The sequence below is a fragment of the Streptomyces longisporus genome, assembly GCF_039532765.1.
Taxonomy (GTDB): domain Bacteria; phylum Actinomycetota; class Actinomycetes; order Streptomycetales; family Streptomycetaceae; genus Streptomyces; species Streptomyces longisporus.
The window spans coordinates 311,749-333,849 of sequence record NZ_BAAASG010000028.1; the positions used below are offsets into that span (position 1 = coordinate 311,749).

The window sequence follows — 22,101 nt, forward strand, 5'->3', positions numbered from 1 at the left end:
GCCGCCGACCGGCCGGTCCGACGGGAGGCTCCCTTGGGGCTCAGCAGACGTACCTTCCACGCCCTCGCCGGCGCCACGGCCCTCGGTCTGGCCCTGGGCGGCAGCGGCGCCATGACCTGCGCCTACGCCGCCCAGACCGCCCCCACGGGCCCGCCGCCCGGGACACCGGGCGCGGACGGGCGGCGGCACACGGTCGGCTTCGACCGCTACTCGCTCCTCGTCGACGGCAGACGGCTGGTCGTCTGGTCGGGCGAGATGCACCCCTTCCGGCTGCCGAGCCCGTCCCTGTGGCGCGACGTGCTGCAGAAGATGCGCGCCCACGGCTACAACACGGTCAGCATCTACGTGTCCTGGAACTACCACTCCCCCGCCCCCGGGCACTACGACTTCACCGGCATCCGCGACCTGGACCTGTTCCTGCGGACGGCGAGCGAGACCGGCCTGTACGTCATCCTCCGTCCCGGCCCCTACATCAACGCCGAGATCGACGGCGGCGGCTTCCCCGGCTGGCTGACGGCCACCGAGGGCCGGGCCCGGACCGCCGACCCGGCCTATCTGTCGTACGCCGACGAGTGGCTGACCCAGGTGAACGCCATCGTCGCCCGGCATCTGTACACCAGGGGCGGCGGGACGGTCCTGCTCTACCAGATCGAGAACGAGTACGACGCGTACGTCGACGAGCCCACCGGCCGCGACTACATGGCCCACCTGTACCGCAAGGTCCGCTCCGACGGCATCGACGTGCCGCTCTTCCACAACGACAAGGGCCGGAACGGTTACTGGATCCCCGGCTCCTTCGACACGGGCGGCGAGCAGGGCCGCTGGCTGTACGGCTTCGACGGCTATCCGTCACCGACCCTGGCCCCGCCCGACTGGGGGCACTTCGGGACCGGCGGGGTCAAGGGCGGCGCGACCGCGAGCCCCCGAACGCCGGGTTTCGTCCCGGAGTTCGGGGGCGGCTGGTTCGACCCCTGGGGCGGTGCCTGGTTCGACAGGAAGGGGTACGCGGAGTCGCGGCGGCTGCGGGACGCGGCGTACGAGCGGCGCTTCTACCTCACCAACCTCGCCAACGGCATCACCCTGCACAACGTCTACATGACCTTCGGCGGCACCTCGTGGGGCTGGCTGCCCGCACCGGTCGTCTACACGTCGTACGACTACGGGGCGGCCATCGACGAGGGCCGCCGGCCGACCGCCAAGCTGGTCCCCATGCACCAGCTCGGGCATCTGCTGCGGCACTTCCCCGACCTCGCCAAGCTGGACCGCGCGGCGGACGTCCGGGCGGACACCGCGGCGGACGGGCTGAAGGTGTACCACCTGACCAACCCCGACACCGGCGCCCATGTGTACGTCCTGCGCAACGACGGCGAGGTGCCGGTCGCCTCCGAACTCCCGCTGCACGGCGTTGAACTCCCCGTCCCGGTGGCGGTCCCGGCGCAGGACGCGCGGCTGCTGGCCACCGGGATCAGGCTGGGTCTGCGGAGGCTGCGCTACTCCAACGCCCAGCCCATGCTGGCCCTCACCGCCGGGCGACAGCAGATCGCCGTGCTCACCGGGCGGCCGGGAGAGGACACGGTGACCGCACTGGAGTGCGCGAGCGAGCCGGCGGTCGCCGTGCTGGAAGGGGAGGCCGAGCACTCGTACGCGGACGGGCTGTTGCGGGTCGAAGCCCAACTGGACGGTCTGACCCGGGTGTCGGTGAGCGGCGGCGGAACCTCCACCCCCCTGCTGCTGCTCCTCGCCGACGACGAGACCTCCGTACGGCTGTGGCCGCACGACACCCCGTCCGGCCCGGTCCTGGTGTACGGGCCCGCCCTGCTGCGGACCGCGGCCGTCGACGGAACGACGGTCCGGCTGACCGGGGACACCGTCGAGGCGGCGGACCTGGAGGTGTGGGGACCACGAGGTGTCCATGAACTCACCTGGAACGGACGGGAGTTGAAGGCGCACGCGACCTCCTCCGGCGGTCTGCGCGCCGCGCAGCCGCTGGCCGGTGTCGGGGCGGTCGCACTGCCCGCGCTCAGCAACGGCTGGCTGCGGAAGACGGAGAACCCCGAGTCGGCGCCCGCCTTCGACGACTCCTCCTGGACACCCGCCGACAAGACCACCACCCACAGCACCACCCCGGTCCCCGCCGGACAGCCGGTCCTCTTCGCCGACGACTACTCCTTCCACTACGGCGACGTCTGGTACCGCGGGCGCTTCACCGACGCGACCGGCGCCGAGTCCGTGTCGCTCGCCTACAGCACCGGCACCCAGGGGCTGCTGATGGCCTGGCTGGACGGGCGGCCGCTGGGCACGCACCGGATGCCCGTGCCCGGCAAAAAGACGGTGCGGAAGGGGAGTTGGGCCGCCACGGCCGTCTTCTCCGTACCGGAGGAGCTGCGCACGGACGAGCCGCATGTGCTGTCGGTCCTCGTCCGCCGCATGCAGCACGACCAGGACGGCAAGTCCCAGGACACGCACAAGGTGGCGCGCGGGCTGACGGCGGTCACCTTCTCGGGGGCCGCCCCGCGGCTGAGCTGGCGGCTGCAGGGCGAGGCGGCGCCGGACCCCGTGCGCGGGCCGCAGAACAACGGCGGGCTGTACGGGGAGCGCAGCGGCTGGCATCTGCCGGGGTACGGCGACGGCCACTGGGAGCCGGTGCAGCTGCCGCGGGCGGACCGGCGGCAGGGGGTGACCTGGTACCGGACGTCCTTCCGGCTCGCGGTCGACGCCGGCATCGACGCCTCTGTCGGGCTGGTCCTCGACGACGACCCGGCCCGGGCCTACCGCGTCCAGATCTTCCTGAACGGCTGGAACATGGGCCAGTACATCAACGACGTGGGCCCCCAGCACACCTTCGCGCTCCCGAACGGGATCCTGCGCACACGCGGCGCCAACACACTCGCCCTGGCCGTCCTGTCCGACGGAACCACACCGTCGGGCCCGTCGGACGTACGGCTGACCCTGCTGGGCGCGGCGGCCGGAGGAGTACCGGTGATCCCTGTGCCCTCCCCCGGCCCGTCGGCGGCTAGGCGAGCCTGATCACGTTCCAGGACAGCGGTTCCAGTACGGCGGTGAGGGTGCCGTCCCGCAGCGCGGTGCCCTCGACCGTGTGTAGGGCCACCCGCTCGGGGTCGTCGAGGGTGTTGCGGGCGTCCGGGTCGGCGTCGGCGAGGGCGCTGTGCTCGACGACCTCCGTCAGGTCCAGGGCGTTCAGGGCGACTTCGAGGGGCAGTGCCTCGGTGCGGCTGCGGTTGACGGCGAAGACGGTGACGGTGCCGTCCTCCGCGCGCACGGCGGTGGCGTGCAGGAGGTCCGTCTCGCCGTACTTCTTCGTCTCGTACGTCGGCGAGTCCACCCGGACGTCGAGGACCTGGCCGCGGCCGTACCGCGAGGCCTGGGCGAAGGGGAAGAAGGTCGTCTGGCGCCAGGCGGGGCCGCCGGGCTCGGTCATGATCGGGGCGATGACGTTGACGAGCTGGGCGAGACAGGCGACGGTGACGCGGTCCGCGTGCCGGAGGAGTGCGATGAGCAGCGAGCCGAAGACGACGGCGTCCAGGACGCTGTAGTTGTCCTCCAGGAGGCGGGGGGCCTCCGCCCAGTCCCGCGCGCCGGAGTTCTCGATCTCGTGCCACTTCGAGATGTACCAGACGTTCCACTCGTCGAAGGAGAGGTTGATCTTCTTCTTCGACTTCAGCTTCGCACCGATGTGGTCGGCGGTGGCGACCACGTTCTCGATGAAGGACTCCATGTCGACGGCGGAGGCCAGAAAGGAGTCGACGTCACCGTCCTCGGGCTGGTAGTAGGCGTGCAGGGAGATGTAGTCGACGAGGTCGTACGTCTCCTCCAGGACCGTCGCCTCCCAGGCGGCGAAGGTCGGCATGGACTGGCTGGAGGAGCCGCAGGCGACGAGTTCGACGCCCGGATCGATCTGGCGCATCGCGCGGGCGGTCTCGGCGGCGGTCCGGCCGTACTCCTGGGCGGTCTTGTGGCCGGTCTGCCAGGGGCCGTCCATCTCGTTGCCCAGGCACCACAGCTTGATGCCGAAGGGATCCTTGTCGCCGTGCGCGGCACGGAGGTCGGACAGGGCCGTGCCGGCGGGATGGTTGGCGTACTCCTGGAGTTCGAGGGCCTCGGCGACGCCCCGGGTGCCGAGGTTGAGGGCCATCATGGGCTCGGCCTGGGGGCCGATCTTCCTCAGGAAGGCGATGTACTCGGAGAGGCCGAAGCGGTTGGTCTCGGTGGAGCGCCAGGCGAGGTCGAGGCGGCGGGGGCGGTCCTCGGCGGGGCCGACCGAGTCCTCCCACTTGTAGCCGGAGACGAAGTTGCCGCCGGGGTAGCGGATGGCGGTGACGCCGAGTTCGCGGACGAGGTCCAGGACGTCGGTGCGGATGCCGTCCTCGTCGGCCGCGGGGTGCCCTGGCTCGAAGATGCCGGTGTAGACGCAGCGGCCGAGGTGTTCCACGAAGGATCCGAAGAGACGGGGGTCGACCTTGCCGACGGTGAAGGCGGGGTCGAGGGTGAAGCGGGCGGTGCTCATGGGCGCCTTTCGGGGTGGTTGGTTCCGGTTCGTTGGCGGCTGCGGGTCGTGGGGGTTGCTCGCGCCCACGCGGCGGAGCCGCACATGGACACTGCCCCGCGCCCCTGAAGGGCCGCCGGCCAGCCGTCTCGTGTCCGGCTGAGGCGGTTGAGCCCCAGCTTGGACGTGCCAGTCCTTGTTCGACATTTCGAAGTGTGCTCGTAACTTCGAACGGGACCGTAGATAGGAAGCGCTTGCCAGTCAATGGTTTGGACAGGAGTTACCGGCAAGGAGGCCGTTCGCCGTTGAACGACGGCGTAGTCTCGGACGGCCTGTTGTCGGAAGGGGGAGTGATGGGAATCGCGGGCGCGCGCCGCAAAGCGGCCCGGATCGTCGCCGGGCTGCGGCGCTCGCGGAGGGTGTCCGGGATGCGGAAGCTGACGGACCACCTCGGGGCGGCGATGCGGGCCAGACCCCGCCCGCCGGCCGATGCACGGGAGCTGTGCCGGGCGCTGTGCGAGGAGATGAGCGTGCTGCGCGGCGGGCGACCGGTGGAGCTGCGCTTCGAGCGGTTTCCCGACGAGATCGAAGTCACCGGGCTGTGGGTGGAGTTCTCCGACTTCGACCTGGTGATCGTCGAGGAGCGGGCCGAGGCGGTGCAGCAACTGGTCATCCTCGGCCATGAGCTGTGGCACCTGCACGCGGGACACAGCCATCACCATGTGGCGGGCGCGGCGCTGGCCGACCGCCGCAAGTGGACCGCCATGGCCCTGTCGGTCGCCGCGCGCGACGGTTCGCGCGTCGCCGACGAGGCGGAGGCCGACGACTTCGGACACCGGCTCGCGGGCGCCTTCCGGCCACTGCTGACGGGGCACGGCCAGGAGACGCGGCCCGGACCCGTGCAGCGTTCGCTGGGCTACCGCAGCGGCGGGAGGACGGGGTGAGCACTGTGCTGGCGCTCGACCCCTCCGGCCTCCTCGGCCAGCTGTACATCTCCTTCTGGATCCCCACCGTCGTCCTGACCGCCGCCCTCGCGATCAAGCTGCCCACCATCATCCGGCTCTGGCGGGACCCGCTGCTGCGCTCGGTCGGCGGGCTGCTGCTGCTCGCCTGCGCCGTGTTCGTCTTCGCGGCTCCGGCGACGATCGCACGGGTCAACCGCATCACGGGCATACCGAACTTCGCGGCTCCCCTGGTCTACTCCCTGCTCACCGCCTTCTGCGGCTCCTGTCTGCTGCTGATCATCGCCTGGCGCAACGGCCTGTCCGACCGCTCCACCGGGACCCGCCGCGCCATGCGCCTCGTCATCTGGGCCTACTCGGGCGTGATCGTCGCGCTGTGGGTGCTGTTCGCCCTCGCCCACGCGCCGGTGGAGCGGGTGCGTGACCTGGACACGTACTACGCCAACACCCCGTTCATGCGCGAGGAGACCCTGCTCTATCTCCTCGCGCACTGCACGGCCGTCCTCATCACGTCCCGGCTGATCTGGAACTGGGTGCGCACCGACGGACTCGACGCCTGGCTGCGCTGGGGGCTGGTGTGCCTGGGCGTCGGCTACGCCCTCAACCTCATCTTCGACGCCGCCAAGCTGACCGCCGTCGGCGCCCGCTGGACGGGCCACGACCTGGACTGGCTGAGCACCGATCTCGCGCCGCCGGTCGCCTGTCTGTCCGCCATCCTGATCGCCGTGGGCTTCATCCTCCCGCACGTCGGCCAGTTCCTGCACGACCGCTGGCGGGTGCGCGTGGTCCACCACGAACTGCGGCCCCTGTACCTGCTGATGAAGTCCGTCAACGGCTCCGGCGTGCCGTTCGTCCTGCGCGCCTCCCCGGATCTGCGGCTGATCCGTCGCGAGACCTTCATCCGCGACATACTCCTGCCGCTGGCCCGGCACATCGACGAGGACCTGCGCAGGCGCTCGTACGACGCCGCGCTCGCCCTCGGCTTCCCGCCCGGACGGGCGAAGGCGCTGGCCGCCGCCGTGACCATCCAGGACGCCGTCGGCCGTCGGAGCCGGGCCCCGGACGGCAGCGACACCGGCGGCCCCGACACGACCGTTCTCCTGCAGGAGATCGGGGCCGTCTCCCGAGCCCTCCGCAACCCCGACGACCTCGACGCGGTCCGTGCCCGCACGGCCGCCCCGGCACAGGACGCGCCCGTACATGACTGAACGCCCCACCACCGCCGTGGTCCTCGGCGGCTCCCTCGCCGGTATGCTCGCCGCCCGCGCGCTGGCCGACGTGGCCGGCCACGTCACCGTCGTGGAACGCGACGTGCTGCCGGCCGGCCCCGAGCCCCGCAGGGGCCTCCCCCAGGCCCGCCACGTCCACCAGCTGTGGTCGGGCGGGGTGCACGCGCTGGAGGAGCTGCTGCCGGGCATCGTCGGGCGGCTGCACGACGCCGGAGCGCACCGGCTGCCGGTGACCGAGGACATGGTGGCGCTGTCGCCGTACGGCTGGTACCGGCGGTGGGCCGAGTCGCACCACATGCTGCTGTGCAGCCGGGACCTGCTGGATGCGACGGTGCGGGCGGCCGTCCTCGCCGACGAGCGCATCTCACTCGTCGACGGCACCGAGGTGCTCGGGCCGGTCGGCAGCGCCGCGGCGGTGACCGGCGTACGGATCCGGCCGCACCGCTCCGGCGCCGCCGAACGGACTCTGCCGGCCGACCTGGTCGTCGACGCCACCGGACGCGGCTCGCGCGCGGCGCACTGGCTGACGGAGCTCGGGCTGCCGGAGGTCGAGCGGCGCGAGGTCGACTCCGGGGTGGCGTACGCGAGCCGGGTGTTCCTCGCCCCCGCCGGGGCGCGGGAGGGCTTCCCGGTCGTCAACGTCCAGCCGGACCCGCGCACCGGAGAACCCGGGCGCGGGGGCGTGCTGCTGCCCGTCGAGGACGGACGGTGGATCGTCACGCTCTTCGGCTCCCGGGGCGCCGAACCGCCCACCGGGGCCGCCGACTTCCTGCGGTACGCGCGTGAGGACCTGCGCCATCCCGTGATCGCCGAACTGCTCACGCACGCCGAGCCGTTGACGGACGTGGCCTACACGCGGACGACCGCCAACCGCCGCCACCACCACGAGCGGATGGCGGCCTGGCCCGAGAACTTCGCCGTGGTCGGGGACGCCCTGTGCGCGCTCAACCCGATCTACGGGCACGGGATGTCGGTCGCCGCCCAGAGCGCGGTCGCCCTGCGCGACACGGTACGGCGGCACGGCTGGGGTTCGGCGGGCCTGGCCCGGCGCATCCAGAAGGCCGTGGCGCGGCCGGCCTCGGCGGCCTGGGACCTGGCTCTGGGGATGGACGTGTTCTATCCCGGAGCGACCGAGAACGGCCCCACCCTGCGCGAACGGCTGGTGGCGGCGTACGTCGGCCGACTGCTGTACACCGCCACCGGAAACGGGCGGATCGCCGCGCGCGTCACGGATGTGACGTCGCTGGAGCGGGGAGCGGAGGTGCTGCTGACACCGTCCGTGCTGCTGGCCGCACTCGTCGGCCCGCTCAGACCGGCGTTGAGCGGGCCGCCGTTGACGGCGGAGGAGCGAAAGGCGGCGGGGCTCAGCCCCTGAAGGGCGGTTGCTCCAGACCCTTTCCGGCGCCGGGCACGACCAGCAGGGAACCCGCCACCGGGTGGGGTGCCGTGAGGCCCACCCGTGCTGTGGTGATGTACAGGTCCGTGAGGTCCGGGCCGCCGAAGGCGCAGGCGGTCACGCGGGGGGTGGGGAGTTCGATCACGCGGTCCAGTTCGCCGTCGGGGGTGTAGCGGCGTACCGCCGCGCCGTCCCACAGCGCCACCCATACACAGCCGTCGGCGTCCACCGTCAGCCCGTCGGGGAAGCCGGCGCCGTCCTCGATCTGTGCGAACCGGCGGCGGTCCGCGACCCGGCCGTCCTCGTGGTGGAAGACGTCGACCTGCCGCGTCGGCGAGTCGACGTAGTACATCAGGCGGCCGTCGGGGCTCCAGCCGGTGCCGTTGCTCACCGCCACGTCGTCGAGGACGAGCTCGGCCGAGCCGTCCCCGGTGATCCGGGACAGCGTGCCGCCGCCCGCCGCCTCGTCGTAGCGCATGGTGCCGGCCCACAGCGATCCGTCGGGGGCGACGGCGGCATCGTTGGCGCGGCGGCCGGGTACGACCTCGCGGTGCAGCCAGCGGAAGGTGCCGTCGGGGTCGACCAGGCCGACTCCGTCCCGGAGGTTCAGGACCAGCCCGCCGCCGGCCCTCGGCTTCGCCGCACCCACGTGCTGGTCGGTGACGCGGGTCGTGCGACGACCGGTCACCGGGTCGTAGGTGTACACACGCGCGCCCAGGATGTCGATCCAGATCAGCCGCCCGGCCGCCGCGTCCCAGGTCGGCCCCTCGCCCAGGGTGGCCTCGGCGCGCACCGCCACCTCGTACGCCGTCATACGACGGTCCGGTGGCCGAGGCGCTCCGACAGCTCGACGGCGCCCTTGGCGGCGAGCTGCTCCAGCTCGGCGCGGCGCTCTTCGCTCCAGCGGATCATGGGCACGGAGATCGAGAGGGCGGCCACGACCTGCCCCGTGCGGTCCCGCACCGGCGCCGCCACACAGCTCACATCCGGGTTGGACTCACGGTTCTCCACCGCGAGCCCGCGCTGACGGATCTGCGCCAGGGTCTCGCGCAGGGCGGACGGCTCGGTGATGCTGTTGGGAGTCATCGCGACGAGCTCGGCGTCGTCCGGGATCCGCGCGGTGAGCTCCTGCTCCGGAAGGGAGGCCAGCAGCATCTTCCCCACAGACGTGCAGTGCGCCGGCAGCCGCCGTCCGGCCGCCGACACCATACGCACCGCGTGGGTGGAGTCCACCTTGGCGATGTAGATGACGTCGGTACCCTCGAGGATTGCCACGTGCACCGTCTCGTCACAGGTCTCGGCGACGGACCGTGCCACCTGCTGCCCCTCGGCCGCGAGGTCCAGCTGCTCGGCGTACCGGCTCCCGAGCTGGTACGGACGTACACCGAGCCGGTAGCGTCCCGGCTGCCCGGGCACCTGGACGATGTACGACCGGGCGGCGAGCGTGGTGACCAGCTCGTGCACGGTGGTGCGCGGCAGCTGCAGCTTGCGCACTATGTCCGGGGCGGAGAGCGTCCCGTCCCCGTCGAGGAAGAGCTCAAGAATGTCGAGAGCCCGGGTCACGGCAGGTACAAGGCGTCCCACGACCGGCCCCCTCCCTTGTTATCTGAGGCTGTCTGTTCGAAATTTCAACAGACGATCGGCATGACGAACACAGGCTACGCAAGTGCGTTTGCCCGGGCAATGGTTCTGACCGAATGATGGGAGTGCGCGTGGACGTGCTGGTGACCGGAGGCAGCGGGTTCGTCGGGTGTCATCTGGTGGGGAGGCTGCTGGAGCGCGGGTACCACGTGCGCACCACTGTCCGCAGTGTCACCGACATCGCGAAGGTCGCGCCCCTGACCGCACTGCAGGACCGCTTTCCCGGGCGGCTGGAGATCTTCGAGGCCGATCTGCTCGTCGACGGGGCCTTCGACGCGGCCATGAAGGGGTGCGAGGTCGTCTTCCATGTCGCCTCGCCCTTCCTCATGCCGGAGAAGATCAAGGACGGACAGCGGGACATGGTCGAGCCCGCCCTCGCCGGCACCCGCAATGTGATCGGGAGCATCGAGCGGACGGCCGACGTCCGCAGGCTCGTCCTCACCTCCACCGTCGGCGCGATATTCGGCGACTACGCGGACGTACGCGCCATGGAGGGGCAGGTCCTGACCGAGGCGTACTTCAACACCAGCAGCACCGTCGAGAACAATCCGTACCACTACGCCAAGACCGTCGCGGAACAGGCCGCCTGGGAGGCGGCGAAGGGGCAGTCGCGGTGGCGGATGGTCGCCGTCAATCCGGGTCTTGTGCTCGGGCCCTCCCTCACGCCCGCCTCCGAGTCCGGCAGTCTCTTCCTCCTCGACGAGCTCTTCAAGGGGTACTTCTTCTACGGCGCCCCCGACTTCAGCTTCACCACGGTCGATGTGAGAGACGTGGCCGACGCGCACATCGCCGCCGCCGAGAAGCCCGACGCGCAGGGGCGTTACATCCTCGCCGCCGAGACCATGACGTCCTTCCATGACATGGCGCGCATCATCCGCACCCGGTATCCCAGGGATCTGCGGCTGCCGCGGACCCGCCTGCCGCACTGGCCCGTCCGTGTCCTCGGGCCCGCCTTCGGGCTCACCCAGGACTACATACGCAAGCACCTCGGCATCCGGTTCCGGGTCGACAACAGCCGAAGCGTCCGGGAGTTGGGCATCTCCTACCGGTCGATCGAGGAGACCGTTCTGGATCATTACGAGGCCTGGCGCGCGCAACGGTCCTAGCCGCGGGCCCCCGCCTCCCCAAGCACCCCCCTCAACCGCTGTGCCCTGAGCACCAGTTCCAGTTCGAAGCGGCGGTCCGGGTCGTCGATCTCGTCGCCCCACAGTTCGCGGATCTGGCGGAGGCGGTAGCGGACGGTCTGGGGGTGGACGCCCAGTCGGGCGGCCACCTCCGGGGCCCCGCCCCGCGTCTCCAACCACGCCAGTAACGTTTCAGCAAGCCGGCGCCCGTGCGCCGGGCCGCAATGGGCGAGCGGGGCCAGACAGCGCAGCGCCAGGTCGTCGATGAGTTCCTCGGGCTGGAGCAGGACCAGGGCCTCGGTGTGTTCGGTGCAGTACAGGACGTCCCCGGCGGGCAGCAGTCCCCGTTCCATCAGGTGTACGGCCGCCTCGGCCCAGCGCAGCGACTTCCCCGCGTCGGACAGGGGCACAGGCGGCCCGATCGCCCCGGACCAGCCGGTCAGCGCCCGGTGCAGCAGTTCGGGGCGGCCGGCCGCGTCGGGTTCGGGGACGACCATGCGGGGCTGCTCGTACTCCATGTCGAGCAGCACGCCCTGTCCCACGGCGGGTGCGACCGCCTCGCGGGCCGGGCGCAGCAGGACGCCGACCGCGACCTTGCGCGGCAGTGTCCAGCCGACCCGGGCGGCCCGTTCGGTCAGCGCGTCGGCCGGGTCGCCCCGGTGGTGTTCGGCGAGCAGCAGTTCCATCAGCCGCCGCTGGAGCCTCAGCCGCTCCCCGGCCTGCCTGGCCGCCGCCTCCGCATAGCCGCGCACCGACTGGTCGACCAGGCCGTCCAGGTACTCGTAACCCGCGTCGACGAGCTCGTACATCGCGGGCGGCGGGATCTCGACCCGCTGCCCGATCTCGGCGAAACGGCGCCAGGCCAGGCGTACGCCCATCCGGTAGATCGCCTGCAGGGAGTCGAGCGAGCGGCCGTGCAGGCCCTCGCCCCGGCCGAACTCCTGGAAGACGCCCGGCGGGACCGTCGGGCGGCCCTCCGACTGCTCCAGGTGCTGGACGAAGACCTCGATGGCGCGGCGGATGCCGACCAGGGCCATCGGCTCGCCCGACTCGTCGAGGACCACGGGCAGGTGCGGGTACTCGCGGCGGATCTCGCGCAGGATCTCCTCGGCGAGCGCGGGCGCCTCGGCCATGGCGAGGGCGGCGAACCGGCGGACCTGGAGACGGGGGACGTCGTGCCAGGCCGAGCGGGTGGTGACGGCCGGTGAGTGAGCGGGCGTCACAGGTCAACTCCCTTGCCCTGCTTGCTCGTACGTGATCAAGGGGGTGTTGGGCTGGGCGGGCGTCGCGTCGAGCAGCGCGACGATACCGAGTGCGGCGCCCACGGCGAGTGCGGCGGCGGCCACGACGGTGAGAAGGGCAGCGAGCAGTCTGGACATCGCAGGGTCAGCCTCTCTGTCCGGAGGTCGTCCCACCCCGGTGCCCCCACCCCTGCCTGTCGGCCCCAGTTTCGACAAGCATTGACACCCCGTCAAGAGCAGCCTACGGTTCCCGGCCCAAGGCCCCGTCTTCCCGCCAGTCCGGCGTCGCGGGCCGGAGCGGCCCCAACTCCGTCATCCCTCCCCCTGGAGTGTCCGGATGCGCCGTACAGCCTCCCCCCTTTCGCTGATCCTGCTGGGACTGGGCGCGTTTTTGCTGGTCCTGGCGCCGATGCTGGCCTGGTACGTGGAACCGCGGGCCGCCGTGAACCCGATCGACATCGACACCACAGCCGTCTACAGAGGCACCGGAAGCTACTTCGACACCGACCAGATCCAGACAGTCCACGACAAGCGGATCACGGTCACCCAGCAGGTGCGCGGCAATGTCGCGGACAGCGAGAAGAGCGGGCGGGCGGTGTGGGACGTGACGACGACGGTCGACACGGACAAGTCGCTGCCGGCCGCCGATCCGCACGACGCGCTGGAGTTCTTCCTCAACCGCTGGGTCACCGACCGCCACACCAACCAGCCGGTGCACTGCTGCAAGGAGAACCCGTACTTCGAGGGCGACGCCTATCTGAAGTTCCCCTTCGATGTGGCCCGAAAGTCGTACCAGTGGTGGGACAACTCACTGGGTTCGACCGTCACTTTGCATTACTCCGGCACCGAGAAGATCCAGGGGTACCGGGGCTACCGCTTCACCGGCACCGTCCCGCCGTCGAAGATCGGGACGCGCCTGGTCCCCGGCACCATCGTCGGGCAGAAGAACAAACCGCAGGTCCTGGCCGAGGAGTGGTACTCCAACCACGGCATCGAGCTGGTCGTCGACCAGCGCACCGGCCGGGTGCTCTACGCCCAGGTCGGCCCGCGGCGCACCCTGCGGGCGCCGGGCGCCGAGAAGGACGCCGTGGTGCTGCTGGACAGCCAGAAGCTGGCGTTCACCACGGCCACGCAGAAGGACCAGGTGAAGCTGGCCAAAAAGGAGAGTGGCCAGCTGCTCATGGTGGGGCAGACGTTGCCGATTACCGCCGCTGTGGCCGGATTCGTACTGGCGGTGGTGGGTGCGGTTTTGGTGGTACGAGGACGGAAGCGCCCCGATTCGCCCGAGACGCCCGGGACTTCACAGGCTTAGCTCACGATGTGACATGACGTCAGTTCTAATAAGGCGGAAATTTGTCACCCCGGTGAGTAGCCGTGGCGAACGGCTGGGCGAAAACTGTCCAACCCCACCCAAGCACAGCGTGTCCACACCCCCCGCCCATGAAGAGCTCAGTCCCCCCACAGCAAGTCCGGAAAGCCACTGCTGAGTTCCGCACCCTGAGACGAGTTGGAGCACCCATGCCCCAGCACGTGCCTTCCCCTCCCCCACCCTCGAATTCGCTCGGGCGGGGGGACCCCCACCGCGCCACGCACTCCCGGGCCCCGCAGCACCCCTCGGCGCTCCCCCCACAACCGCGCCGAATCGTTTTCCTCGCCCATCGTGATCTCGACAATCCGGCGGCCGGCGGCTCGGAGCTGCTGGTCGACCGGCTCGCCGAAGGGCTGACCGACCTCGGCCACCAGGTGACCCTGATCTGCGGGGGTCCCGCGGCCTTCCGGGACTACCGGGTCGTGTCGGCCGGCGGCGAGTTCGGCCACTATCTGCGTGCCCGTTCCGCCTTCGCCCGTCAGGTCGGCGAGACCGATCTGCTGGTCGAGGTCTGCAACGGGATGCCGTACCTCGCGCCCTACTGGCACCGCGGGCCCACGGTGTGCCTGGTCAACCACGTTCACACTGATCTGTGGAAGATGCGGTTCGGCGGACCCCTCGCGCCAGCCGCGCGGATCGGCCGAAGACTCGAGCAGTGGGCGCTGACCGGTGCGCAACATCGCAGCCTGCTGGTCGCGGTCTCTCCCTCGACCGCGCATGCCCTGCGGGCGATCGGGGTCGAGCGGGACCGGATCCGTGTCGTGCACAACGGCGTGGAGGAGCCCGGGCCGCGAGCCGACCGGTCGGCCGAGCCGCTGTTCGTGGCGGTGGGCAGACTCGTGGAGTACAAGCGGATCGATCTGCTGCTGCGGCTCTGGGAGCGGGTGCGGCCCGTGACCGGGGGTCGGCTCGTCATCGTCGGGGACGGACCCGAGCGGGGGCGGCTTGAGCAGCTTGCCGGGCCCGGCGTGGAGTTCGTCGGGCACGTCTCCGAGGCGGAGAAGCATCGGCTGTTGTGTGCGGCGTGGCTGTTGCTGCATCCGTCTGCCGTGGAGGGGTGGGGGCTGGTCGTCACCGAGGCCGCCACCCGTGAGACGCCGACGATTGCGTTCGATGTGCCTGGTCTGCGGGATTCCGTCGTGGACGGGGAGACCGGCGTGCTCGCGCACGGGGAGTCTTCGTTCGCCGCCGCCTGGTGCACGCTTGCCCTGTCCGGGCATCGGCGTGAGGCCATGGGGAAGGCTGCCCGTGACCGGGCGGCGCGGTATCGCTGGCATCGGACGGTGAGACAGTTTCGGGCGGTGGCCGCGGAGGCTGTGCGGGGCTGGGCTCCGTGAGTCGGCTGCGGGTTCGTCGTGGCTTGTCGCGCCCACGCGGCGGTAGCCGCAAATTCAACACAGTCCCGCGCCCCTTCGGGGGCGCTCCAGTACACCCCGGTTTCAAGGATCCGTCTTTTCGACGCTCCCTCGCCCTCTTCCGGGCCTTCCGCCGTGAACAGGACGACCCCGAAGCCTGCTACTCCCTGCTCGCCCGTGACGCTGCCGATCAGGTCGAGGCCTACGGCGGGGCCGTCGACGGCCGTACCGTCGTGGACGTCGGCGGTGGGGGCGGGTACTTCACGGAGGAGTTCCGGAGGCGGGGCGCCAAGGCCTATCTCTTCGAGCCGGACGTGCGGGAACTCGGCGAGAAGCCGCCCGGCGGGGCCGTGGTCGCCGACGGGTATCTGTTGCCCTTGCGGGACGGGGTCGCGGACGTGACCTTCTCCTCCAACGTCCTGGAGCACGTCGCCGATCCGCAGACGTTCCTCAGCGAACTCGCCCGGGTGACGCGGCCCGGTGGGCTGATCTATGTGTCGTTCACCAACTGGCTGTCCCCGTGGGGCGGTCACGAGTGGGCGCCGTGGCACTACTTCGGTGCCGAGCGGGCCCGCGCCCGCTACCGGCGGCGTACCGGGAAGCCCGCCAAGCACACCCTCGGCGAGAACCTCTTCGCCGTGCACATCGGCGCCACCCTGCGGCAGGTGCGCGCCCGCGACGACGTCACGGTCGTCTCGGCGCGCTCCCGCTACTGGCCCTTCCTCGCGGAGACCGTCGTGAAAGCGCCGGGGATACGTGAGGTGGCCACCTGGAACCTTCTCCTCATCCTCCGGCGGTGTCCCCCATGACGACCACGGTCCAGGCCCCTCCTCCGGCAGCCGTCCACACCACCGCGGCCACCGCGGGCCCGCCGGAGGGCCCGCGGTCGCGGCGCTGGCTGGTGGGGTTCTGGGCCGTGGCGTTGCTGCTGTTCCTGGTGGTGCACCCGGGGCGGCAGACCTTCGACACCAAGCTGGGTGTGACGGTCGACCCTGGTGCCTTCTTCTCCGGTCTGGGGCAGCTCTGGCACGACCAGGGCAGCTTCGGGGGCATCCAGGACCAGTACGCCGGCTATCTGTGGCCGATGCTGCCGTTCTACTGGCTGTGCCACGCGATCAGTCTGCCCGTGTGGCTGGCGGAGCGGCTGTGGATGTCGCTGATCGTGTCGGTCGCCTTCTGGGGTGCGCTGCGGCTGGCCGAGCGGCTGCGGGTGGGGAGCAGTGGGGCGCGGCTGCTCGCGGGGGTCGCGTATGCGCTGTGGCCCGTCTTCACCATCGTCGTCGGCTCGACGTCCGCGGCCGCGCTGCCGGGTGCCTTTCTGCCCTGGGTGCTGCTGCCGCTGACGAACGAGCGGTACAGCGCCCGGGTCGCCGCCCTGCGCTCGGCGCTGATCGTCCCGTTCATGGGCGGCGTCAACGGCGCCTCCACCCTGGCCTCGCTGCTGCCGGTCGGGCTGTATCTGCTCTCCCGCCCGCCCGGGCCACGGCAGCGCAAGCTGATCGCCTGGTGGGTGCCGGGTGTGATCGTGGCGACCGCCTGGTGGTGGATACCGCTGCTCATGCTCGGTGTCTACGGCGAGAACTTCCTTCCGTACGTGGAGACTTCGCAGACCACGACGGCCACCATGTCGGGGACGGAGGCCCTGCGCGGGGCCGGCAACTGGGTCGCTTATCTGCACTTCGGGCAGGCCTGGCTGCCGGCCGGGTGGACGGTCGCCGCGTCGGTGGTCGTCGTCGTGTGTTCGACGCTCGCCGCCGGGCTCGGTCTGGCGGGCCTGGCGAGACGGGACATGCCGGAGCGGCGGTGGCTGGTGCTGACCGTGATCTCCACGGCTGTGGTGCTGCTCGCCGGGTACGGCGGCGCGTTCGGCGCACCCTTCCACGGGGTCGTGCAGGACTGGCTGAACGGCGGGCTCGTCCCCTTCCGGAACATCTACAAGTTCCAGACCGGGCTGGCTCTGGCGCTGGTGCTGGGGCTCGCGCATGTGGTGGGCATCGCGGCCGAGCCGCGGGGCGCCCGGCCGGTGCGCGGGCGCCGGTTCGCCCCGCTGGTCGCTGCGGTGCTGATCCTGCCGGGGCTGATGTGGCCGTACCTCAACGGCTCGATCCTCAACCCGGGGTCCTTCCAGGAGCTTCCCCAGTACTGGAAGACCACGGCCGGTTGGCTGGAGAAGTACTCCCCCGACTCCCGGGCCCTGGTCGTCCCGGCCACCTCGCACGGCATCTACACCTGGGGCTCCCCCATCGACCAGCCCCTCGACGTCCTCGCCAAGTCCCGCTGGGCACAAAGGGATTACGTCCCCTTCGGCACCCCCGGCAACCGGCGGGCCATGGACGCGGTGGAGGACGCGCTGGCCTCGGGGAGCGACGTGCCGGGGCTGGCCGACTACCTGAGCCGGGCGGGGATCTACTACGTCGTCGTACGCAACGACCTCGATCCCGACCAGATCGGCTCCGTGCCGACGACGACGGTGAAGCGGACCTTGGAGCAGTCGGGGTATGTCCGGGTGACCGGGTTCGGGCCGGTCATGACCGGCGGCCGTATCGCCCATGACGCGCCGCTGCAGGTGGAAGGGCTCTATCCGCGACAGCGGGCGGTCGAGATCTACGAACCCACGGACAAGGACGTCCCGCGACCGGGCCAGGCCCATCTGCTGCCGGTGTCCGACACGGCGGTGGTCTCCGGCGGGCCCGAGGCTCTGCTGCCGCTCGCCTCCGAGCTGCGCGGCCGTGCGACCGTGCTGACCGGCGACAACCACCCGGGGCTCGGCTCCCCGCCGCTCCAGGTGGTGGGCGACGGGCTGCGCCGCGCGGACACCCGGTTCGGGCTGGTCAGCGGCAACACCTCCTACACGTACACCAGTTCTGAACGGAACGCACCGGACGCCGTACAGGACGCGGGGAGGCAACCGCACCAGATCCTGCCGGTCAAGGGGCTCGACCACCAGACGGTGGCCCAGTTGCGCGGTGCCCGCTCGGTGACGGCGTCCTCCAGCGGCAACTGGCTCTTCCACCTCCCGCAGTACGACCCGGTGAACGCCTTCGACGGCAACCCGGACACGGCCTGGGCGGAGGGCGCACCCGGCTCGGCGGACGGGCAGTGGCTGCGGATCGGCTTCACCGGCTCGTACGACATGCCGTCCTCGTTCAAGGTGACCCCGCTGCCGCAGGAGAGCGTGCGGTCGGCCGCGACGAAGGTGCGGGTGGAGACGGAGAAGGGGGCCCGGACCAGTTTCCTGCGGCCGGACGGCCAGACGCAGAGCATCAAGGCACCGGCGGGCGCGACCAGTTGGATGAAGCTGACGATCGTCGAGTCGGTGGAGCGCCGTTCGGGTCTGACGGGGGCGGGCTTCTCCGAGATCGCCCTCCCGCACGTCCAGGTGACCCGGCTGCTGCGGCTGCCCACGGACGCGGACGACTCCGACGCCGCCGCCACGCTGATCTCCCTGCACCGCACCCCCGACCCCACCGGCCTCTCCGCGACCGGCACCGAGGCGGGCCTGCACCGGCGCTTCACCACGCCCACGGCGGGGACGTACGAGGTGAAGGCGGCCGCCGTGCCGGTCAGCGGAGAGGCGCTGGACAAGCTGCTGTACGAGGTCGCGCCCGACCAGCAGAACCGCATCGTCGCCACCGCCGACTCCACGGCGGCCCTCGGCGCGGGTCTGTCGGCGCGCAACCTCACCGACGGTGATCTGACCACGGCGTGGATCGCGGGCGACCGGCCGACGATCCATCTGAGCTGGAACGGCAAACAGCCGGTGGGGGAGATCGTGCTGGCGCCCGCGGGCGGGCTGTCCACCCGTCCCACCCAGGTGGACATCAGCTCCCCCGACGGCGCGACCATCGCCGGCGTCGACGAGAACGGCGTGGCCCGCTTCGACCCGATCACCACCGACCACCTGGACATCACGATCACCCAGACGGCACCCCTGACCCTGCACAACCCCGTCGCCGACGAGGACCTGCAGCTCCCGGTGGGCCTGAGCGAGGCGTACATCCCGGCGCTCGACCAGTACCGCACCCCGCAGCCCAGCGGCTCCCGCACTTTCTCGCTGCCGTGCGGGCAGGGGCCGGACGTCGCGGTGGACGGCAAGCTGTACCAGACCAGCGCGAAGGGGACGGTACGGGATCTGACGGAACGCCGGACGGTCGATGTGACGCTCTGCCGGCAGGGCCGCAATGACGGCGAGGTGGAGCTGGCAGCCGGTACGCACCGAGTCGAGGCCGGGGACGCAGGACCGCTCACCCTCACCGATGTGACCCTGACCCGCGGCACGGTCACCGAACCCACCGCCGTGGACCGGCCGTTGACGATACGGGACTGGCTGGGCGACCGCCGCGAGGTGACGGTCGGCTCCGGGGCGGCCACGTATCTGACGACGTACGAGAACTACAACGACGGCTGGAAGGCGACCCTGGGCGGCAAGGAGCTGACCCCGGTCCGCCTCGACGGCTGGCAGCAGGGCTGGCGGATCCCGGCCGGGGCGGGCGGCACCGTCAAGCTGTCGTACGAGCCCGCGACGACCTACCAGGGCGGCCTGATCGGCGGTGCGGTGGGCCTGGCGGTCCTGGTCGGGCTGGTGGTCTGGCGCCGCCGCTCTCCGAACCCCGACCCGCCGCAGCCGGTACCGCCGCTTCCCGGGCTCTGGCTCGGCACGGTGGCCCTGACGGTGGTGGGGGTGCTGATCGCCGGCTGGTTCGCGCTGCTGGTGCCGGCGCTGGCGCTGCTGGCGTACCGGCGGCACGCGCTGCTCGTGCCGGTCGCGTTCGTCGCCCTCGCGGGGGCGGGGATCGCGGCGGCCACGGGGGCCGGGGAGCCCGTCGGCGCGGGCGAGGGCGCCTTCGGCCACCCGGCCCAACTGCTCGCGCTGGTCGGGCTGTTCGCGGGCGTAGTGAGCGTACGGGAGCCCGACGAGGGACCGGGGTCCACGGCGGTACTGCCGCCGGTACCGGGTTCGCAGGCACCGACCCGCCCCCTGCCGCAGCGGCGGCGCAGCGCGACAGCGCCACCCCCGCCCCCGGACTCCGGGCCGACCGTCTCGGCACGCGGGCCCGGCGGACCCGATCCCGACCCGCCGACCGCGCGGCTCCAGCTCCGCAAGCAGCCCAAAGCCCCCAGGGGGAGGGACGAACCCACGTGACCGCACTCGAAGACGCCGTCCGCGCCGACGGCCGCCGCATCCCCTTCCCCGTCGTCGACGAGGTCGCCCGGCACTGCCTCCAGGAGGAGGAACCGGAAACGGTCCACATCGAGGTCCACCTACCGGGCCGCCTGGACCGCGACCGCCTCCGCACAGCCTTCGCGGACGCCCTTCACCGCCACCCCCGCATCCTGATGCGCGAGGCCTCCGGCCCCTGGTACCGCCGCCGCTACGAGTGGGAACTGACGCCCGCCCCGGACACAGAGGTGGTGACCTTCCCCCCAACGGGCCCATCGGCACTGCGCGACGCCCGAACCCGAGCCCTGACGACGGCACCACCGCTGACGTTGTCACCACCGATACGACTGGAGGTGGTGGAGGGGGCGGGACCGGCGGAGGGCAGCGAGGCGTCGGACGCGGTCGGCACTACGGCGGCAGCGGCGGGCGCGGGCACCCACGTCGGCACCGCACACGGCACCGGCACCGTCCTCTTCCTCACGATCAACCACACCGCCCTGGACGGCCCCGCCTGCCTCCGAGTCCTGGCAACCGCCGCGGAAATATACGGCGGCCGCAACAACGACCCCACCGCACCCCCCACCCGCACCCCCGACCCAACCCCCCAGCCCCCCATGGACACCCCGTCCAACTGGTCCCCGCCCGCCAGGGTGGCCCAAGGCACCCCCGAGCCCTCCCCCGGCAACGGCATGCTCGTCACCGAACTCCCCCTCCCCCACCGCCCCAAGGGCTCCCCCTACACGGTCAACGACCAGCTCATGGTCACCACGGCCCTCACCCTCGCCCACTGGAACAGAGAACACGGCACACCCCCCCGCCCCCTCCGCATCACGATGCCCGTGGACGACCGCCCCCGAGACGCCACCATGCCCATGGGCAACGGCACCCGCCTCGTCGAAGTCCCCTTCTCCCCAGAGGAGTTGGCCGCCCACGGCCCCACCGCCATGCCCGCCCTACTGCGCCGCACGGCAACCCGCACACGCGCCCTCAAATCCCTCCCCCGCCCCCAACTGGGCCACGGCGCGGCCCTCCTCACGGCCCCCGTCACCCCGGTGGCCTGGCGCGCCGCCCTCACCCGCGGCCTGCGCAGAGCAGCCGCCCCCTGGACGTCGACGACACTCCTCAGCAACATCGGCCGCATCCCGTACCCCCTCGACTTCGGCGAGGAGGCGGGCCGCGCGCACGCGGTCTGGTTCTCGGCGCCGGCCCGTATGCCCCGCGGCCTCACCGTCACCACCGCCTCCACCGCGGGCCGCCTCCACCTCGCCCTGCGCTGGTCCCGCGCCCTGCTCAGCCACGGCGACGGCGCGCACCTGCGCGATCTGTTCGAGCACTACCTGCACGCCACGGAGGTGACCCCGTGAACGCGACCACCGCCCCCGTGCACCGCCCCGAGCTGCGCGACTTCTACGAGGACCCCGCCGTCCCGGTCGCCTCGGGCACCCCCCGCAGCCTCCGCCAGGCCCGCATGCTCGCCGCCGCCCTCGGCCCGGCGGCCGCGGGTGCACCCCGCACCATCCTCGACATCGGCTGCGGCGACGGCACCGCGGCCGCCACCGCGGCCCCGCTGCTGACCGGCCACCGCATCATCGGCGTCGACTGGTCCCAGGACGCCCTGAAACGGGCCCGCACCCATCTGTCGTACGCCATCCGCGGCGAACTCACCGACGGCGGGCTCCCCTTCAAGGCGGCCTCCGCGGACGCCGTGCTGTTCAGCGAGGTCATCGAGCATCTGGTCGACCCGGACGCCGCCCTCGACGAGATCCACCGCATCCTGCGCCCGGGCGGCCACCTGATGCTCTCCACCCCGAACCTGGCCGCCTGGTACAACCGCGGCCTGCTGCTGGCCGGCGTACAGCCCGTCTTCTCCGAGGTCAGCCTGCGGGCGATCCACGGCCGACCGGGCACGGAGGTCGTGGGACATCTGCGGCTGTACACCGCCCGGGCGCTACGGGAGTTCGTCGCCGCGTCCGGCTTCGAGATCGTGGACCTCAAGGGCGCCCCCTTCCACGGCGTACCCCGGCCCCTGCGCCCCCTCGACCGCCTGGCCTGCTCCAGACCCTCGCTCGCCTCGATCCTTCTCCTGCACGCGCGCAGGACAAAGACGTAGAGGGGGGCA

At 71.7% G+C, this 22,101-nt stretch carries 16 protein-coding genes; 11 read left to right on the forward strand and 5 right to left on the reverse strand.

From position 1 onward, the window contains the following. Positions 1-33: 33 nt before the first annotated feature. Positions 34-3,027: a glycoside hydrolase family 35 protein gene (locus tag ABD355_RS42435; RefSeq protein ID WP_344406635.1), complete on the forward strand. Its 2,994-nt coding sequence runs from the start codon at positions 34-36 to the stop codon at positions 3,025-3,027. On the opposite strand, the gene arfA is transcribed toward ABD355_RS42435, so the two are convergent. Beyond that, a complete protein-coding gene (gene arfA, locus ABD355_RS42440; protein ID WP_344406637.1) occupies positions 3,014-4,525 on the reverse strand; it encodes an arabinosylfuranosidase ArfA in 1,512 nt (503 codons plus the stop codon). The genes ABD355_RS42435 and arfA overlap by 14 nt on opposite strands. 332 nt (positions 4,526-4,857) lie before the next feature. Here arfA and ABD355_RS42445 point away from each other — a divergent pair, with 332 nt between their 5' ends. Genes ABD355_RS42445 through ABD355_RS42455 form a run of 3 tightly spaced genes read left to right on the forward strand, consistent with a single transcriptional unit; the run spans position 4,858 to position 8,070 of the window. Then, positions 4,858-5,448 carry a toxin-antitoxin system, toxin component family protein gene (locus tag ABD355_RS42445; protein ID WP_344406732.1) on the forward strand — a complete coding sequence of 197 codons (591 nt, stop codon included), beginning with the start codon at positions 4,858-4,860 and terminating at the stop codon, positions 5,446-5,448. Further along, positions 5,445-6,674, forward strand: a complete 1,230-nt coding sequence (locus ABD355_RS42450) for an MAB_1171c family putative transporter (RefSeq protein WP_344406638.1) — start codon at positions 5,445-5,447, stop codon at positions 6,672-6,674. The genes ABD355_RS42445 and ABD355_RS42450 overlap by 4 nt, the downstream gene beginning before the upstream one ends. Next, entirely contained in the window at positions 6,667-8,070 is a 1,404-nt protein-coding gene (locus ABD355_RS42455) for an FAD-dependent oxidoreductase (protein WP_344406639.1), read from the forward strand. The genes ABD355_RS42450 and ABD355_RS42455 overlap by 8 nt, the downstream gene beginning before the upstream one ends. Here the strand turns inward: ABD355_RS42455 and ABD355_RS42460 are convergent. Beyond that, the gene (locus ABD355_RS42460) at positions 8,060-8,905 is read right to left on the reverse strand and encodes an SMP-30/gluconolactonase/LRE family protein (RefSeq protein WP_344406640.1); all 846 of its coding nucleotides are present in this window, start codon (positions 8,903-8,905) and stop codon (positions 8,060-8,062) included. The two genes, ABD355_RS42455 and ABD355_RS42460, sit on opposite strands and share 11 nt — an antisense overlap. Further along, positions 8,902-9,675, reverse strand: a complete 774-nt coding sequence (locus ABD355_RS42465) for an IclR family transcriptional regulator (RefSeq protein ID WP_344406641.1) — start codon at positions 9,673-9,675, stop codon at positions 8,902-8,904. Before ABD355_RS42465 ends, ABD355_RS42460 begins: the two co-directional genes overlap by 4 nt. Before the next feature lie 128 nt (positions 9,676-9,803). Here ABD355_RS42465 and ABD355_RS42470 point away from each other — a divergent pair, with 128 nt between their 5' ends. Further along, entirely contained in the window at positions 9,804-10,838 is a 1,035-nt protein-coding gene (locus ABD355_RS42470) for an NAD-dependent epimerase/dehydratase family protein (protein ID WP_425585860.1), read from the forward strand. On the opposite strand, the gene ABD355_RS42475 is transcribed toward ABD355_RS42470, so the two are convergent. Both ABD355_RS42475 and ABD355_RS42480 read right to left on the reverse strand, forming a co-directional pair. Further along, a complete protein-coding gene (locus ABD355_RS42475; RefSeq protein WP_115908349.1) occupies positions 10,835-12,079 on the reverse strand; it encodes a PucR-like N-terminal domain-containing protein in 1,245 nt (414 codons plus the stop codon). The genes ABD355_RS42470 and ABD355_RS42475 overlap by 4 nt on opposite strands. Before the next feature lie 3 nt (positions 12,080-12,082). Beyond that, positions 12,083-12,235 carry a hypothetical protein gene (locus ABD355_RS42480; RefSeq protein ID WP_344406642.1) on the reverse strand — a complete coding sequence of 51 codons (153 nt, stop codon included), beginning with the start codon at positions 12,233-12,235 and terminating at the stop codon, positions 12,083-12,085. Positions 12,236-12,434: 199 nt separating this feature from the next. Between ABD355_RS42480 and pgfA the strand changes: the two genes are divergently transcribed. The 6 genes from pgfA to ABD355_RS42510 all read left to right on the forward strand — a co-directional run bounded on the left by pgfA (position 12,435) and on the right by ABD355_RS42510 (position 22,092). Beyond that, positions 12,435-13,409 carry a cell envelope lipid trafficking protein PgfA gene (gene pgfA, locus ABD355_RS42485; RefSeq protein ID WP_344406644.1) on the forward strand — a complete coding sequence of 325 codons (975 nt, stop codon included), beginning with the start codon at positions 12,435-12,437 and terminating at the stop codon, positions 13,407-13,409. A gap of 206 nt (positions 13,410-13,615) precedes the next feature. Beyond that, a complete protein-coding gene (locus ABD355_RS42490; protein ID WP_344406646.1) occupies positions 13,616-14,803 on the forward strand; it encodes a glycosyltransferase family 4 protein in 1,188 nt (395 codons plus the stop codon). A gap of 23 nt (positions 14,804-14,826) precedes the next feature. Beyond that, positions 14,827-15,630, forward strand: coding sequence for a class I SAM-dependent methyltransferase (locus ABD355_RS42495; RefSeq protein WP_425585861.1), 804 nt, complete (start codon positions 14,827-14,829; stop codon positions 15,628-15,630). Beyond that, on the forward strand, positions 15,627-19,964 hold the full coding sequence (locus ABD355_RS42500; RefSeq protein WP_344406647.1) for an alpha-(1->3)-arabinofuranosyltransferase: 4,338 nt from the start codon (positions 15,627-15,629) through the stop codon (positions 19,962-19,964). Before ABD355_RS42495 ends, ABD355_RS42500 begins: the two co-directional genes overlap by 4 nt. After that, a complete protein-coding gene (locus ABD355_RS42505) occupies positions 19,961-21,346 on the forward strand; it encodes a condensation protein (protein ID WP_344406648.1) in 1,386 nt (461 codons plus the stop codon). Before ABD355_RS42500 ends, ABD355_RS42505 begins: the two co-directional genes overlap by 4 nt. Beyond that, positions 21,343-22,092 carry a class I SAM-dependent methyltransferase gene (locus ABD355_RS42510; protein WP_344406649.1) on the forward strand — a complete coding sequence of 250 codons (750 nt, stop codon included), beginning with the start codon at positions 21,343-21,345 and terminating at the stop codon, positions 22,090-22,092. The genes ABD355_RS42505 and ABD355_RS42510 overlap by 4 nt, the downstream gene beginning before the upstream one ends. The last annotated feature ends 9 nt before the right edge of the window (positions 22,093-22,101 follow it).

Coding starts and splice junctions, on each gene's coding strand:
- ABD355_RS42490 (WP_344406646.1), top strand. CDS start 13,616: ATGCCCCAGCACGTGCCTTCCCCTCCCCCACCCTCGAATTCGCTCGGG.
- ABD355_RS42445 (WP_344406732.1), top strand. CDS start 4,858: ATGGGAATCGCGGGCGCGCGCCGCAAAGCGGCCCGGATCGTCGCCGGG.
- ABD355_RS42500 (WP_344406647.1), top strand. CDS start 15,627: ATGACGACCACGGTCCAGGCCCCTCCTCCGGCAGCCGTCCACACCACC.
- ABD355_RS42455 (WP_344406639.1), top strand. CDS start 6,667: ATGACTGAACGCCCCACCACCGCCGTGGTCCTCGGCGGCTCCCTCGCC.
- ABD355_RS42460 (WP_344406640.1), bottom strand. CDS start 8,905: ATGACGGCGTACGAGGTGGCGGTGCGCGCCGAGGCCACCCTGGGCGAG.
- pgfA (WP_344406644.1), top strand. CDS start 12,435: ATGCGCCGTACAGCCTCCCCCCTTTCGCTGATCCTGCTGGGACTGGGC.
- arfA (WP_344406637.1), bottom strand. CDS start 4,525: ATGAGCACCGCCCGCTTCACCCTCGACCCCGCCTTCACCGTCGGCAAG.
- ABD355_RS42480 (WP_344406642.1), bottom strand. CDS start 12,235: ATGTCCAGACTGCTCGCTGCCCTTCTCACCGTCGTGGCCGCCGCCGCA.